The organism is Ahrensia marina (assembly GCF_042140245.1).
Lineage (GTDB): Bacteria > Pseudomonadota > Alphaproteobacteria > Rhizobiales > MH13 > MH13.
This window is the reverse complement of sequence record NZ_CP159483.1, coordinates 3,810,362-3,825,408: the sequence shown is the minus strand read 5'-3', so window position 1 is coordinate 3,825,408 and position 15,047 is coordinate 3,810,362. Positions and strand designations below refer to the sequence as shown.

The following is a 15,047-nucleotide window of genomic DNA, read 5'->3' as shown; positions in this document are numbered from 1 at the left end:
GTTAGAACCATGAAATTTACTCTCAAAGCATGGCTGGCCTTTCTGCTGGCAACACTCTTTTCGAACCCGGTTCTTGCACAAGAATCCATGAGCTTGGACCAACGGGTCAATGAAATCTTTGCAACCACCACAGGCCCTTTTGTGAGCCTGATCTTTGCGCCGTTCCCCGGCACGTCTTTTCCTTGGATTGTGATGTGGTTGGTGATCGCCGCCACCATTTTCACCCTCTATTTTGGCTTTGTTCAGCTACGGTTTTTCTCGCACTCCATTTCGCTGGTGAAGGGCGACTATTCTGATCCCAATGATGCCGGTGAAGTTAGCCACTTTCAGGCGCTCGCAACCGCGCTTTCCGGCACGGTTGGCCTTGGTAACATCGCTGGTGTAGCCGTTGCCGTCGGTATTGGCGGACCAGGCGCAACGTTCTGGATGATCTTGGCCGGCCTGCTCGGCATGGCGTCCAAGTTCACCGAGTGTACGCTGGGCGTGAAGTACCGCAACGAGTACGAAGATGGCACCGTCTCCGGCGGTCCGATGTACTACATGTCCAAGGGCTTCAAAGAGCTGGGGCTGCCTGGCGGTAAGTTCCTGGCCATCCTGTTCTCGATCTTCTGTATTCTGGGCGCACTTGGTGGGGGCAACATGTTCCAAGCCAACCAAGCTCACGCACAGATCTCTGGCATCGTTGGTGACTATCCAGGTTGGATCACTGGTCTGGTGTTTGCGGGTGTGGTCTTCGCCGTGATTGTTGGCGGTATCAAATCCATCGCCAACGTGACCGAGAAAGTCGTACCGTTCATGGGCATCATGTATGTCGGTGCAGCGCTGATCATCTTGATCGTGAACTATGATCTGATTGGTTGGGCTTTCGGCCAGATCTTTGAAGGTGCCTTCACCGGTCTTGGTGTTGCAGGTGGCTTTGTTGGAGCGCTGATCCAGGGCTTCAAACGTGCTGCCTTCTCCAATGAAGCTGGCGTCGGTTCTGCCGCTATTGCCCACTCGGCGGTGCGCACCAAAGAGCCGATCACCGAAGGCTTCGTGTCTCTGCTTGAGCCGTTGATCGACACGGTTGTCATCTGCACGATGACGGCGCTTGTCATCATCATCTCACAGCAACTGATCACGGATCCAGAAACTGGACTCTACGTTCTCAACGAAGCTGGTACATCGGTGGCAACAGTTGATGGAAACTCTGGCGTTGCTCTAACGTCGGCAGCCTTTGGATCGGCGATCAGCTGGTTCCCATTCGTGCTTGCGATTGCAGTTGTCCTGTTTGCTTTCTCCACCATGATCTCCTGGTCCTACTATGGCCTGAAGGCGTGGACCTACCTGTTCGGTGAAGGCAAAACGACCGAGTTGATCTTCAAGCTCATCTTCTGTGTGTTCATCGTCATCGGTGCAGCAGCCAGCCTTGGTCCGGTCATCGACTTCTCTGATGCGGCGATCTTCGCGATGGCTGTGGTGAACATCTTCGCCCTCTACTTCCTGATGAAGGTGGTGAAGAAGGAACTGGAATCCTACTCCGCTCGCCTCAAGTCTGGCGAAATCAAGAAGTTCAAACACTAAAAACGAATGCTCGGGGCGGCTGTGTTTCGCCCCGAGCATCACATGGCCCCTGTTCTGCTTACTCGGCAGGTGCTGGCATGGACCTTTGAGGTGCAACCTGATCGGCTTGATCAGCTGGCGCCCGCAAACAAAGCCGCAGCAGCGGCGGCACGGTGAGCAGCGTTAGAAACGCTGACATGGAAAGCCCGCCAACCACCACCGCACCCAGGCCGCGATAAAGCTCTGCCCCTTCGCCCGGGATAACCACCAGTGGCATCATGCCCATAATGCTGGTGAGCGTGGACATGAAGATTGGACGGATGCGGTTACGTGTGGCCTCTTCAATCGCCTCGATTGGCGGCATGCCCTCTTCACGCAAATTGATCAGCGACTGGTGCACGATCAGGATCGCGTTGTTCACAACGATGCCGACGAGAATGATGAAGCCGAGCAGCGTCAGCATATCAAGAGGTTGCACTTGGAACGTGTTGAGCAGTGCCAGTCCGCCAACACCCCCTGCGGCAGCCACCGGCACAGACACCAAGATCACCAATGGCAGGATGAAGCTCTCAAACAAGATCGCCATCACCAAGAACACGATGAGCAGTGCCACAACCAGATTGATCTGAATGGCATCCCAGGTCTGGCTCAGCTGATCGGCGGTGCCGGAGACGGTCAATCGAATGCCAGGCGGCAGGCCCTGCGCTTCAAGTGCCTCGACCACCTGGGTTTCCAGCATCGCAACCGCTGTTTCCAATGGCAGAGCATCCGACGGGCGCACTTCCAGCGTGACGGTGCGCAAGCGATCGCGGTGACGCACTTCGGTGGGACCTGCTGTCACTTGAACATCGGCGAGCGCCGACACTGAGATGATTTGTCCTGATGGCGTAACAACCGGAAAGCTGCCCACATCTTGGGTGCGAAGCCCGGTGAGCGCGGACCGATCGCCAAGCAGAACTAGGTTCAATCGGTCCGCACCCTCGGTGATCTCAGCGACTCGCAAACCGTCATTGTACGCATCGACGGTCGCAGCCAGGGCGGCGGCATCAAGCCCGGCATCGGCAAGGCGCAAACGGTCAGGGATCAACCGAACTTCGGGAGCACCGAGTTCCAGGCCTGGAATAGGGCGGAACTGGTGGCCTTCAGAGCGCGGCAAAATGCCGGAAACCATACCGGCGGCTTGACCGGCAACCGCAAGAATTTGTCCCAGGTCTTGCCCTGAAACATTGAGTTCAATCGTTCGGCCACCACCGACACCCTGACCAAACAAGGACGGTTGCGTCATGAAGCCAAAGGTGCCCGGTTCGGCAAAGATTGGCCGCGACAGGATCGGGATCAGATCGCCAGCCCGTGTGCCATCCATTGCTGTCGCGCCAACAAAGCTGTTGCCCGGTGTTGCCACGAAGAAGAAGTTCTCGATCACCGGTGTACCGTCTTCCAGCTCAAGCGCCGGAGCACCTTCCCACATGGGGCGAGCAGTCTGTTCGATACGCTCAGCAATGGTCTCAGTGGTGTCCAGATTGTAACCCGGCGGTGGGATGATGAGACCAAACACGAGGTTTCGGTTGCCCTCAGGCAGATATTCCAGCTGCGGCAGGAACATCACGCTGGCGGTGATCGCTGTGCCCGCGATCAGGGTCACCATCGTGATGCCCAGCGCACGGGTGCGCACCGTGGCGCGCACATACATCATCACCAGCGCTTTAAAACCACGACCGAAATGATCGATGCCGGGTAGAGGCAGCATCTTTTGTTGGCCGCCAGCCAACAGTCGGCTCGAAAGAGCAGGGATCACCGTCACCGCCACCAGAAGCGACAACAGCACGGACACAGAGATTGCCACCGCGATGTCACGGAAAAGCTGGCCCGCTTCAAGCTGCATCACCAGGATCGGCACGAACACCAGCACGGTGGTCAGCGCCGAGACCAAGATGGCGCCCCACACTTGCTTGGCACCACGATAGGCCGCTTCACGGCGCGGCATGCCCGTCTCGCGAAGCCTGTAGATGTTCTCCAACACAACAATGGCCGCATCGACGATCATGCCGACAGCAAAGGCGATGCCCGCCAGAGAGATGACGTTCAGCGTGCGCCCTGTCGCCGCCATGACCACGAAGGTCGCAACGATGGAGACAGGGATGGCCAGTGACACCACCAGTGTTGCGCGTGGGCTCCGCAAAAAGAGCAGTAGAACCAGGGCGGCCAGTCCGCCACCGATCCATATGTTCTGGGTTACCAGATCAATGGCGCCTTCAATGTAGATGGTCTCATCATAGACTTGCTGAAGCACCAGGTTCTGGTCGGCCACCGGTCCGGCGGCCAATTCGTCGAGCGTGCGGCGAACCTCTTCCATCGTCTCGATGACATTGGCGCCGCGCTCACGCACAACGTTAAAAGCAAGACCTGCATCACCGTTGAAACGCAGCCGCACAGCAGGCTCTTCATAGGCAAAGGTCACCTCCGCGACATCGCCCATAAGCACCCGGCCAAGAGAGCCGCCTGCCGAGCCATTGTCAGCTTGCGAGCGCAGGACCACCGACTCCACCGCTTCGATGGTGTTGAGGTTGCCTTCCGCGCGCACAACATAGCGCCGCTTACCTTCTTCGATGTCCCCGGCTGACAGCGAGATGTTTTCCGTGCGGAGCCGGTTCACCACCTCTGGCACCGTTAGCCCAAAGCGCGCCAGGCGCTGCGGATCAACGATGATTTGCAGTTCGCGGCTCACACCGCCAAACACATTGACCGCCGAAACGCCTTCCACGCGCTCCAACCGGTCTTTGACGATGTCTTCGATGAAGTCGCCAAAGGTTGGCAGTGACTGCGTGTTGCCTTCGCCAGCAAGAACCAGAACCCAGGCAATAGGACTGTCATCGCCGCCCGACGTGTTGAGCGTTGGCTCTGATGCCTCGTCGGGATAACTGCCCACCCGGTCCAGCCGGTTGGAGACCAGCAGCAATGTCTGGCTCATATCGGTACCGATGGCGAACTCCAGCGTGACCGTTGCTTCCCCGGTGGACGAGGAGGACGTCATGATGTCGAGGCCTTCCAGCCCGCGCAGAACCTCTTCCTGCGGGTTGACGATCTCGCGTTCGATTTCAATCGGCGCAGCGCCAGGCCAATTGGTGGTGATGGTCACCACCGGTGCGCTGACATCGGGTGCAAGCTGAACAGGGATGCGGGTGAGCGCCAAGCCACCGAAGAGGATCGCCATGATGACGGTCGCAACAACGGCGATGGGGCGGTCGATGGCAAAACGGATAAGATCCATAACGCGCGTTCCCTAGTTTTCTGATGGTGTGTCAGACGGGCTGCCGGACTGGGCGGTATCGGCATTGGCCGCTTGGATCGGCTGGCCAGGGAACAACCGCTCATTGCCGCGCACCACGACAAAATCTCCCTCGTTGAGGCCACCCAACACTTCAAAACGGTCACCCATAGCAACGCCCACCTGAACGGTGCGAGGCGTTGCAACGCCTTCCTCATCGACAAACACAGACCAACCACTGGCACTTTGCGTCAGAGCGTCTTTTGGCACCGACAACGCATCGCGTGGCGCATCGGTTGGCACAGAGACGGTGATCGATTGGCCAACGGCCACGCGCCGTGTGAGGGATTGCAGATCGGCCACAAAACGAACGGGCCGCGTGCGCGTGCTCGCAAATTCTGTTGGGAGAATAGCCCGCACGGTAAGATCCAGTGGCGTGCCATCTTCTGTTTCACCGCTCAAAGAAAGATCAGGTGAAAGGCCTGCAATGTATTGCGCAGGCACATTGGCCTCGATCTCAAGCGTGGTCACATCCAGCAAGCGCACCACGGGGTTGCCCACCGAGATGAACTGTCCGGGATCGGTCTCCACCGAAAGCACAACGCCGCGGAATGGCGCTGTGATTTCAGCGCGTTCAAAATTGTAGCGTGCACGCTCAAGCGCAGCCTGCGCATTCAGTAGGCGCGCCTGCGCTTCGGCCAATTGACCGCGCGCTTCGGAGAAGGCGCCGCGCGTGTCTTCCAAACGACCTTCAGAAAAGGCCGCGCTGCCACGCAGACTGTCGGTGCGTGTGAAAACATCCTGGGTGCGCACAACCCGTGCCTGCGCCACCTCAATGCCAGCTTCGGCTTCGGCCAAACCGGCCTCGGCCTGTTCCAACTCGATGCCGATAAGTTGGCGGTCAAGCACGGCCAGCATGTCACCGGGTTCCACCAGATCACCGACCAAAACGCCAACTTCATCCACGATCCCGGCCACACGGGCCGCGATGGCACTGTCGCGACGGGCCACCACCTCGCCAAACACCGGTCGGGTTTCAGCAAGCGTGCGCGTTTCCACGCGTTCGGTGACAACAAGCGATGGACCGCCCTGCGCCAAAGCGGCGCTGGTGGGCAGAAGAACAAGCAAAAGCGCGGCAATTGGGGTCGCACAAAGGCGGGAAAGGGACATGATCGATGGTGCTTTTTGGTTGGGATCACGCGAACCAAAACATGTGGGTTCAGCGCATCTTTTTCCTGGTTGATGCCAGAGTGATCATAGGAGGAAGGCGAAATCTAGTGGCGAAGACTGCGGATACCAAAGACAAGCGTCTCGGTCGCAAGAGCCTCTATGGTATTCGTCAGCCCCACGCCACGTTTGGCAAGTCGTGACCTAATTTTCCGAAGGAAACAACACAGGCGGTGCACCCTCCTGCCATTGCGCGTATTTCACCATCATGGATTCAAAGCGCGATGAGGCCAAAAATCTGGCAAGCCAAGTCTGCAGATTGGGCCAAGGCTGGGCGTCAAACCAGTCTTTGTCGATGAACGCAAATTGCCGCACAAATGGCAGGATGGCATTGTCTGCAAGGCTCTCGCGCTCAAACATCCAGCCTGCAATCTGAGCGTCGAGGTCGGCCAAAAACACCGAGGCTTTGTCACGCTCAGCGTTGGGGTCTGTGCCAGGGTAGCGCGTTTCATACTTGGTGCGATCAAGCGCCTGCTTGAACGGTCCATCGGCCCGCTCAATCCAGGCATGGCCTTCATCGGGCATAGCAAGCCAACCCTCAGGGTCGTTTTGCTTGAGCGCCCAAAGCATCACATCCAAGCTTTCATCGATCACCTCGCTCTGCGTGACCAGGCACGGCACCGTTGCGCTGGGTGAAACATCCAAAAAGGCTTTCGGCTTGGCGCGTAGCACGACTTCACGCAGTTCAACGTCAATACCCGCAACCTGCAAGGCAAGACGGGCCCGCATGGCGTAAGGGCAGCGGCGAAAGGAGTAGAGTATGGGTGTCATGATGGTGTCGGTTTACACCGCGTCGACCCTTCAAAGAAGAGGCACTAGCGCAGCAACCACGATGCGGTGTCTTCGTCGGTGACCAAGTGCGTTGCGTATCCGCCGTGAAGCGAGGCTTTTATGGCCTCGCGTTTGCTTTTGCCGCAGGCGACCAACATGCGCATGTCGATGGCCCGCAATTGGTCAAGCGATGCCCCAACCAAACGGCCGGTAAGTGGTCCATCCAGCCAGTTGCCATCTTTATCGATGAAATGGCCCCAAAACACCCCTTTGGCCCCCATCGCCACATAGGTATCGAGCTCTTCCTGTGTGGCCATGCCTGAGCCAACAAGCGTCAATGGGTGGCTCAAGCTACCAACAGAGAACAGTGCTTTGGTGAGGTCGGCCAGCTCATTGAGTTGCCGGGCAATAATCGGTTCCTCGCGCAACTGCGATGCCAGATCAACTGAGGACACAACCGCAGGCGCATGCAGCGTGCGGCACGGCGCCAGTGTCCGCCGGGCGATTTCAATCGTGCAGGCTTCCGGCGCAAACAGCGCGTTGAAATCCATCGACCCGATGAGTTGATAGCAGGTGAGATTGGGCACGGGGCCATTGGGAAACGTGTTCGCCACATGCTGGATTGTTTGGCCCCACGCGATGCCAAGCTTGTCGCGCGGCTCCAGCAGATCACGCATGGCAGAGGCCGCCAGTTGCCCAACCCGTTCCAGCACCCCGTCGTCGCGCTGCGGCTCCACATCATTATGGGCGATGTAGCAGTCTGTCAGGCCATAGCGTTCTGTCAGCTTGCGCGAGAGGGGAGAGGCGGTGAAGCTTTCGCCGCGAATGCGAATGTCGACAATGCCGAGGTCACGAGCAAGCCGCAGATAGTTGACGATGGTCGCGCGCGACAGGCCGATGCGCTGGGCGATCTCGCTCTGTGTCAGACCCTCGCGATAGTAGAGCATGGCCACATGGGCGAGCTGAGCCTCGGAGTGGCTGGCATCCTTGGCTGTCTTCCCCTCCGGCATGTGGCGACCCTATCGCAAAGCAGCTTCGATGTTGCCGCCATCGACCGTTACCACATGGCCGGTGGTGCGTTCCATGCGTGCAAGAGCGGTAAACGCATTGGCCACATGATGAGCCTCCACTTCGCGCTTCAACAGATTACCCGCCATGTAAGAGGCTTCATCGGTGCCGCGCGCTTTGGCCCGCTCAGCGATGAAATCATCCGTTAGAAGACCGGAGCGGATGCGATCAGCGTTGACGCCGTTCACCCGCACGCCTTGATCTCCAAGCTCAAGAGCAAGCTGACGCATCAGGAAGAAGGTCGTTGCTTTGGGCATGCCATAAGCACCGAAGTTCTTGCCTGGGTTCACAGCCTGCTTGGAGATGTTGAAAAGCATTTGCCCGCCACGGCCTTGGCGCGCAAACAAGGCGGCCGCTTCCTTGGCGAAGCGCTGATGGGAGAAGAAATTGAGCTCAAAGGCTGCTCGCAACTGCTCATCGGAAAGATCGACCAAGGCACCACTCATTGCAGCACCGGCATTGGACACCAAAATATCGAGCCCGCCAAACCGCTGCGTCACCTGATCCATCGCCTGCTCGGCAGCATCCGGGTCGGTCACATCAAGGGCAAGGCCATCATGGTTGCCGCCTAAGCTCTCGAGGGCTGTTGCCAGTTGATCTTTGTCGCGATCCACCAGAAAGACGCTTGCACCCAAGGCAGCAAACGCCTTTGCAATCGCGTGCCCAATCGCTCCGCCGCCGCCCGTTACCATCACCACGCGGCTGGCAAAGGCGGCCGGTTTGCCCTTGCCAAGCTTGGCCTGCTCCAGCGACCAATACTCCATGTCGAAAAGATCGTTCTCTTCGATGGGGCGGAAGCCACCTGCATCTTCGCCAACAGCGCGCACGCGCAAATTCTGCTCACCAAGGTCGGCGGCCACTTGAGCCGCTTTGTCCGATGATCCGACGCCGATCAAGCCAAAACCTTCCGCCCACACCAGATTGGGGCTGGGGGAAAGCATGGTTCGGTCTTTGCCAACGCGCGCATTCTGCCGCGTGAAATAGGCCTCATAATCAGCCTTAAAGGCATCGATTTTTGCTGTGATCGCGTCTTGCGAGCCAAGATCGTCGGTCGTCAGCACCAGCGGTTTGGCTTTGGTACGGATCACGTGATCGGGTGAGCCAACACCGCGTGTCGCCAAATCAGCGGTATCATTGCGCTCAAAGAACGCCATAACATCCGGCCCGTTGCGCAGCGCCAGAACTGGCATGGCGGCGTCGCGATCGCCCGGTGCCAAAGCACCGCGCAACCGCGCCAACCCATCGGGAGCCTGGGCTGGTAAACGCACCTGAAGTGATGTCGTCTCCTGCATTTTAAGGAAATCGGCCACCTCATTGGTGTGCGAGACGATCAGATCATAGCTGGACTTGGCATCTGGCCCGAAAGCGAAGTGCCCATGCTTCAAAAGCAGCAGGCCCTCAACATCAGGATTGGCATCGTAGACTTCTGCCGCAGCCTTGGCCAAAGCAAAGCCTGGCATGATGTAGGGCACAATACCCAGCCGACCGCCAAAAATCTGCCGAGCCACGTCTTCGGCATTCGGCATGTTGGCGAGCACCAGAAACGGCGTGGCATGGGTGTGATCGACAAAAGTGTGCGGCAAGAACGCGTGGAGCAACGTTTCCACAGAGGGGTTCGGTGCGGTGGAATCCAGAAGGTTCTGCCGTTGAACATTCACCATCTCTTCGTCCGACAAAGCAGGCAATGCCCGCAGCGCCAGAAGCGGATCAAGACGAACGCCTGGCAGACCAGGCGCCTGGATGGTGTCCAGATCCCAGCCTGAACCCTTCACATGCAGAACGCGTTGCGGTTCACCAAATAGATCGGGTCGGGTCACCTTCACCGAGGTGTTGCCCCCGCCGTGCATCACAAGATCAGGGTTCTGGCCAATGATCCGGCTTGTGTAGACACGATGCGCCAACACTTTGTCGGCTTCGCTTGCGTCCGGTCCCAACTCGTCAACCCATGTTTGGGCGTCCGCATCACTCCAACGGTTCTCAATCATATCGTCTAAGCCGCCGCGCGTTCAGGAAAAAGTGTCGCCAAGCCTTCAGGCGAGGCCTTGCATACGCCGCGCTCGGTGATGAGACCGGTGACAAGGCGAGCTGGGGTCACATCGAAGGCAGGGTTGCCGAGCGGCGACCCATCGGGAGAAACCTGCGCTTCGCCAATCGACCCATCTGCCAACACGCCTTGAATGTGCGAAACCTCGCGCCCGGGGCGCTCTTCGATGGGAATTTCTTTCACCCCATCCTGCACCGTCCAATCGATGGTGGGGGAAGGCAGCGCGACATAGAACGGCACGCCATTGTCATGGGCGGCAAGCGCTTTGAGATAGGTGCCGATCTTGTTGCAGACGTCGCCACGCGCAGTGGTGCGGTCCGTCCCCGTGATCACCATATCAACCATGCCGTGCTGCATCAGGTGGCCACCGGCATTGTCAGTAATGTAGGCGTGGTTGATGCCGTGGCTGCCCACCTCCCAGGCGGTCAGCGCGCCTTGGTTGCGCGGGCGCGTCTCATCCACCCAAACATGGATCGGCAGGCCAGCATTGGCCGCGTGATACATTGGGCTGGTCGCGGTGCCCCAGTCGACGGTCGCAAGCCAACCGGCATTGCAATGGGTGAGCAACCGCACAGGTTCGCCAGCAGGTTTCTTGGCAGCAATCTGTTTGATGATCTCCAGCCCGTGGATGCCGATCATCCGGTTGATCTCAACATCTTCGTCAGCGATTTCGTGCGCAAGCTTCATCGCAGCATCAGCGCGATTGGCCGGAGCCAGCGGTTGCAGATATGTGCGGCACCGGTCCAGCGCCCATTTCAGATTGATCGCTGTAGGACGCGTATCGTGGAGCACATCCCAAGCCATGTTCAGCGCTGCATCGGATGGGTCACGGCGCATCTCTTCGGCCATGCCGTAAGCGGCAGTCGCTCCGATCAGCGGTGCGCCACGTACCCACATGTCGCGGATGGCGGTCGCAAAGCTTTCCAAGCTCTTCAGCGTGACGATCTTGAACGCGTGCGGCAACCAGCGCTGGTCTATGATGCGCACCTCATCAGTGCCCGTGTCATACCAGATGGAGCGGTAATGCGTGCCATCGACTTTCATAGCAAATCCTTTGCGTTCGTTGCCCGCGCCAGCGCGATCAAATCGTCAGTGTTTGAGGGGCGGGCGAGCAGTATGGTGCGTCCCATGTCCAAGCTGCGCGCCTCCAGCTTCGCGCGCGCTGCGGTGTCCTCAATGGTTTCGAAATCAGCATTGTGAGCCAGCGTCAGGATGCGCCTGTGAAGTTCCACACCACAGAAGCCCATTGCGTCGTTCCAAATGTGGTTGAGCAAGGCGTCGCGCGCGCCATCCGAAGACTGACCCTGATCTTCCCAAAGCGCCGGAGGATAAAGAATGCCCGTTCGCTCACTGGCCCAGAGGCGAACAAACTCAGCGTGGAAGGTTGTGCTGGTCTCACGCGTGACATCAAGCAGCCAGTCCTGATAGCCCTCCAGTTCATCGGCAGATCGGTGCGCAGGCTGGCTGAAATAGGCCATCAGATAATTCGCGATCAGCATGCCAAGGTCGAAGCCGAGCGGACCGTAAAACGCGAACTCCGGATCGATGACCTTGGTGTCGGTGTCTGTGCACATCACCGAGCCGGTATGCAGGTCTCCATGCATCAGTGTTTCGCCACCGGAGGTGAAGCGCATCAGCATGTATTGCGCGGCAGCTTTCAATGCGGGATCGGCCCGTAGCTCATCAACGACGGGCTGAAGCTCTGGCGTGTGATGGTTGCGCTCAGCATCATAGTAGCTGTCGGTAAACACCAATTGCTCGGTGATGTCGCACAGCTCCACATTGCCCGAGAACAGGGCCGTGTCAGCCTTCTTCTCGCCTGCGTTCATCGCAAGATCAGAGCCCTGGAATGCGGTGCGGGCGCAAAAGAGGCCCAGCGCCTTGCCTAAGCCTTCCACGCGTTCGCCTTTGATCAGCTTGCCACGCAAAATGATGTGCGGCGAAAGATACTCCATCACGATCAGTGCCTGGGCTTCATCGAAATGGTAGATGTCGGGCACCATGCCAGGGTCGCGTGCGGCTTGCCGCGTCAGTGCATGGTACTCAAAAAAGGCTCGCTTCAGGGGTAGCGGCCAACTGTCACCGACTAGCCGAACATAGGGCAGGGCTTGCTTCACCACCACACGGCCAGATGGCCCTGTGACGATGAACACCAGGTTCAAATTGCCATCACCCACTTCTTGGACCGACCAGCTTGCAGGGTCGTTGCCCACGCGAGCAGCCAGATCGGCAACACCGATAAGACGTGTTGGAAGCGTTTCGACAGTCAACGCTTCATAGCAATGGGGAGTTTGGGTGGTTGCCACGGGTCCGTTCCTCCTATGCTGCATATCTCATTGGGCGGATATGCCTGCTCGAACCTTATTCATTGCCTTTAAGTCTGATCGTTCAATTCGCCATTTGTCAAGTGCTCTTGACTTTTGCCATTTGGGCGCTCACGATCATTATCAGGGAGCAACCATGGACAAACCATGGGCGAACAACAAACAGGCCATTAGCCTATGCAACACGCCGCGTGCCGCGTCGTCGGAATCGAAAAAGCCTTTGGGCCAAACCGCGTTTTGCGGGGCATCGACCTAACGATCCCAGCCGGTCAGATCACTGTGCTGATGGGCGCCAACGGCGCTGGCAAATCCACATTGGTGAAAATTCTTTGTGGTGTCCACGCACTGGACGCGGGCAGCATTGAACTTTTTGGCGAACCGTTTTCTCCCACATCACCAAGCCAAGCTATTGAAGCGGGTGTGGTGACGGTTCATCAGTCGATCAATGATGGCGTGATCCCCGATCTTGATGTGGCCTCCAATTTGATGCTCGATCGGTTGAACGAGCCGGGTGCAGGGTTTTTCATCAACCAAGGCAAGCTGCGAAGCGATGCGCGCAAGATCGCCTCGGCGATGGGCCTGGATATTGATGTGCGCACGCAAGTGGCCGATTTGGGTGTCGCGGAACGACAGCTGATCGCGATCGCCCGTGCCATGGCCAAGGATCCAAAAGTTCTGATCCTTGATGAGCCAACGTCGTCGCTCTCGGCTACCGAGGCAGAGCGTCTCTTCAAGCTGCTCGATCATCTGCGCGAAACGGGCGTTGCGATCCTCTACATCTCCCACCGCATGTCGGACATTCGCCGCATCGCTGATCGCATTATCTCGATGCGCGACGGACAGATCTCCGGCACCTTCCAGACCGCGCCGCTCGACTATGAAGGAGCGGTGACGGCCATGCTTGGTCATGCCATGACGGCCGTCGATATCGATGTCGCTGCCAAGGGCGAGCCTGTCATCGAGCTCGACGGCTTAAAGCTATCGGAGGGCGGTGCTCCCATCACCTTGTCGGTTCACCGCAACGAGGTTGTGGCGATCACTGGGCTTTTGGGCAGTGGCAAAACCAAACTCGCCTCGATCCTGTTCGGTATGGAAACGCCCTTGGCCGGCGAAATGCGTTTGGTTGGCAAGCCTTACAAACCTGCTTCTCCAGAAGCTGCCATCACTGCTGGTGTGTTCATGTCGCCCAAAGACCGCGCGTCGAATGGCGTTATCCCAACCTTCGATATCACGCAAAATCTCACCTTGCCGTTCACGGCCCGCCATGCCCCTTTCTCGTTTCTAAGCAGAGCAAGCGAAAAGCGGACGACACAGTCTATGATCGAGCAATTGGGCGTTGTCTGCCAATCACCCGCCGATGACATCGGCACGCTGTCAGGCGGCAATCAGCAGAAGGTGATGGTGGGACGTTGGATGGCCGAAGCAAGCCAATTGCTTGTGCTGGATGAGCCCTTCCAAGGCGTTGATATCCGCGCGCGCCGCGATATCGGCCGTTCGATCCGCGACACAGCCGGTGAGCGCGCCACCATCGTTTTTGCCGCCGAGCTTGATGAGGCGCTGGAAATCGCTGACCGCATTCTGGTCCTCTACGAACACAGCCTGGTCGGCGAGCATCGCAACGAAGCCGTCGATTTGAGCGCCATCCTGGCGCAAGTGTCGGGTCAGGCCGCTCATTCATCCAACACAGAAACACTCGCTTCATGACAACTGACACGCAAACCTCCCAGCCTGATGCCACAAAGCCTCTTCCCCCGAGCATGGACCGGTCCCAGACGCTGGTGAATCTGGCAATCCGCTACGGCTTTCTGTGCCTGTTGTTGGGTTTGATCGTCTTCTTCTCACTGGCCACCAACGGCTTTGCCGGGCCGCGCTCGGCTGCGTTCATTTTCCAGTCGGTCGCGATCACTGGCATTTTGGCGCTTGGTGTGACCTGCACGCTGGTCGTCGGCGGCTTTGATCTTTCCATTGGGTCGGTCGCGACATCGGCCTTGATGCTGTCCGCCTACATGATGGTCGTGCTCGAACAATCGGCCTTCGTGGCCGTGCTTGCCTGTCTGGTCATGGGAGCGTTCGTCGGCCTCATCAACGGCTTGCTGATTGTGAAGATGCGCGTGCCCGATCTGTTGGCAACGCTGGGCATGATGTTCCTGCTGATCGGTCTGCAGCGCATTCCAACCGAGGGGCGGTCCATCTCCACCGGTATGACCTTGCCGGGCGGTGAGGTGGCTGAAGGCACCTTCTCGCATGCGTTTCTTTGGCTTGGCCGTCACCGGTTTGACTTCGTGCTGGAAGATCTGATCCCTGTGCCTGTCGTGGTGTTTTTGATCGTCGGGCTGCTCGTTTGGGTGTTCCTGGAGCTCACCCGCCATGGCCGCCTGATGTACGCCATCGGTTCCAATGAACGCGCCACCGCGCTCGCCGGTGCCAACGTCAATCGCTATAAGATCACCGCCTATATGATCTCCGGCGTCATGGCCTCGATCGGTGGCATCTTGCTCGCGGCTCGTCTTGGCCGCGGCGACATCGCGTCGGGCAACAATCTGCTTCTCGACAGTGTGGCAGCAGCCTTGATCGGTTTTGCTGTTCTGGGTGCCGCCAAGCCCAATGCGTTTGGCACGGCCATTGGCGCGCTCTTTGTCGGCGTGCTGCTGCAAGGGCTCACCATGATGAATGCGCCCTACTACACCCAGGACTTTGTCAAAGGCGCCGTGCTTGTTGTCGCACTCATGTTCACCTTCGCCCTTTCCACGCGCAAGCGCGGCGGGGGCCACTAACCGAGCTGTCAGCTCGCAAAAAGACCGAACTT

10 protein-coding genes are annotated in these 15,047 nt (G+C 58.4%); 3 read left to right on the top strand and 7 right to left on the bottom strand.

Features of this window, described 5'->3' with window-relative positions; translation table 11 throughout:
* Positions 1–9 precede the first annotated feature (9 nt).
* Positions 10–1,563: an alanine/glycine:cation symporter family protein gene (locus ABWH92_RS18450; RefSeq protein ID WP_375570921.1), complete on the top strand. Its 1,554-nt coding sequence runs from the start codon at positions 10–12 to the stop codon at positions 1,561–1,563.
* A gap of 58 nt (positions 1,564–1,621) precedes the next feature.
* On the opposite strand, the gene ABWH92_RS18445 is transcribed toward ABWH92_RS18450, so the two are convergent.
* The 7 genes from ABWH92_RS18445 to mtnK all read right to left on the bottom strand — a co-directional run bounded on the left by ABWH92_RS18445 (position 1,622) and on the right by mtnK (position 12,223).
* Positions 1,622–4,810 (bottom strand): efflux RND transporter permease subunit, encoded by a 3,189-nt coding sequence (locus tag ABWH92_RS18445; protein ID WP_375570920.1) that lies wholly within the window; start codon positions 4,808–4,810, stop codon positions 1,622–1,624.
* A 12-nt stretch (positions 4,811–4,822) separates the two neighbouring features.
* Positions 4,823–5,977, bottom strand: a complete 1,155-nt coding sequence (locus ABWH92_RS18440; protein ID WP_375570918.1) for an efflux RND transporter periplasmic adaptor subunit — start codon at positions 5,975–5,977, stop codon at positions 4,823–4,825.
* A gap of 201 nt (positions 5,978–6,178) precedes the next feature.
* On the bottom strand, positions 6,179–6,805 hold the full coding sequence (locus tag ABWH92_RS18435) for a glutathione S-transferase (protein ID WP_375570916.1): 627 nt from the start codon (positions 6,803–6,805) through the stop codon (positions 6,179–6,181).
* Positions 6,806–6,849: 44 nt separating this feature from the next.
* The gene (locus ABWH92_RS18430; protein ID WP_375570914.1) at positions 6,850–7,815 is read right to left on the bottom strand and encodes a sugar-binding transcriptional regulator; all 966 of its coding nucleotides are present in this window, start codon (positions 7,813–7,815) and stop codon (positions 6,850–6,852) included.
* Between the two features lie 9 nt (positions 7,816–7,824).
* Positions 7,825–9,858: a bifunctional aldolase/short-chain dehydrogenase gene (locus tag ABWH92_RS18425; protein ID WP_375570912.1), complete on the bottom strand. Its 2,034-nt coding sequence runs from the start codon at positions 9,856–9,858 to the stop codon at positions 7,825–7,827.
* A 5-nt stretch (positions 9,859–9,863) separates the two neighbouring features.
* Complete coding sequence (mtnA, locus tag ABWH92_RS18420) at positions 9,864–10,961, bottom strand: S-methyl-5-thioribose-1-phosphate isomerase (protein ID WP_375570910.1); 1,098 nt, start codon at positions 10,959–10,961, stop codon at positions 9,864–9,866.
* Positions 10,958–12,223 carry an S-methyl-5-thioribose kinase gene (mtnK, locus tag ABWH92_RS18415; protein WP_375570909.1) on the bottom strand — a complete coding sequence of 422 codons (1,266 nt, stop codon included), beginning with the start codon at positions 12,221–12,223 and terminating at the stop codon, positions 10,958–10,960. Before mtnK ends, mtnA begins: the two co-directional genes overlap by 4 nt.
* A gap of 195 nt (positions 12,224–12,418) precedes the next feature.
* Between mtnK and ABWH92_RS18410 the strand changes: the two genes are divergently transcribed.
* The gene (locus ABWH92_RS18410; protein WP_375570907.1) at positions 12,419–13,945 is read left to right on the top strand and encodes a sugar ABC transporter ATP-binding protein; all 1,527 of its coding nucleotides are present in this window, start codon (positions 12,419–12,421) and stop codon (positions 13,943–13,945) included.
* 53 nt (positions 13,946–13,998) lie between these two features.
* Positions 13,999–15,015: an ABC transporter permease gene (locus ABWH92_RS18405; RefSeq protein ID WP_375574290.1), complete on the top strand. Its 1,017-nt coding sequence runs from the start codon at positions 13,999–14,001 to the stop codon at positions 15,013–15,015.
* The last annotated feature ends 32 nt before the right edge of the window (positions 15,016–15,047 follow it).

Bases quoted from the DNA above. Each gene is read 5' to 3' on its own strand.
- ABWH92_RS18450 (WP_375570921.1), top strand. From the start codon at position 10: ATGAAATTTACTCTCAAAGCATGGCTGGCCTTTCTGCTGGCAACACTC.
- ABWH92_RS18445 (WP_375570920.1), bottom strand. From the start codon at position 4,810: ATGGATCTTATCCGTTTTGCCATCGACCGCCCCATCGCCGTTGTTGCG.
- ABWH92_RS18440 (WP_375570918.1), bottom strand. From the start codon at position 5,977: ATGTCCCTTTCCCGCCTTTGTGCGACCCCAATTGCCGCGCTTTTGCTT.
- ABWH92_RS18435 (WP_375570916.1), bottom strand. From the start codon at position 6,805: ATGACACCCATACTCTACTCCTTTCGCCGCTGCCCTTACGCCATGCGG.
- ABWH92_RS18430 (WP_375570914.1), bottom strand. From the start codon at position 7,815: ATGCCGGAGGGGAAGACAGCCAAGGATGCCAGCCACTCCGAGGCTCAG.
- ABWH92_RS18425 (WP_375570912.1), bottom strand. From the start codon at position 9,858: ATGATTGAGAACCGTTGGAGTGATGCGGACGCCCAAACATGGGTTGAC.
- mtnA (WP_375570910.1), bottom strand. From the start codon at position 10,961: ATGAAAGTCGATGGCACGCATTACCGCTCCATCTGGTATGACACGGGC.
- ABWH92_RS18410 (WP_375570907.1), top strand. From the start codon at position 12,419: ATGCAACACGCCGCGTGCCGCGTCGTCGGAATCGAAAAAGCCTTTGGG.
- ABWH92_RS18405 (WP_375574290.1), top strand. From the start codon at position 13,999: ATGGACCGGTCCCAGACGCTGGTGAATCTGGCAATCCGCTACGGCTTT.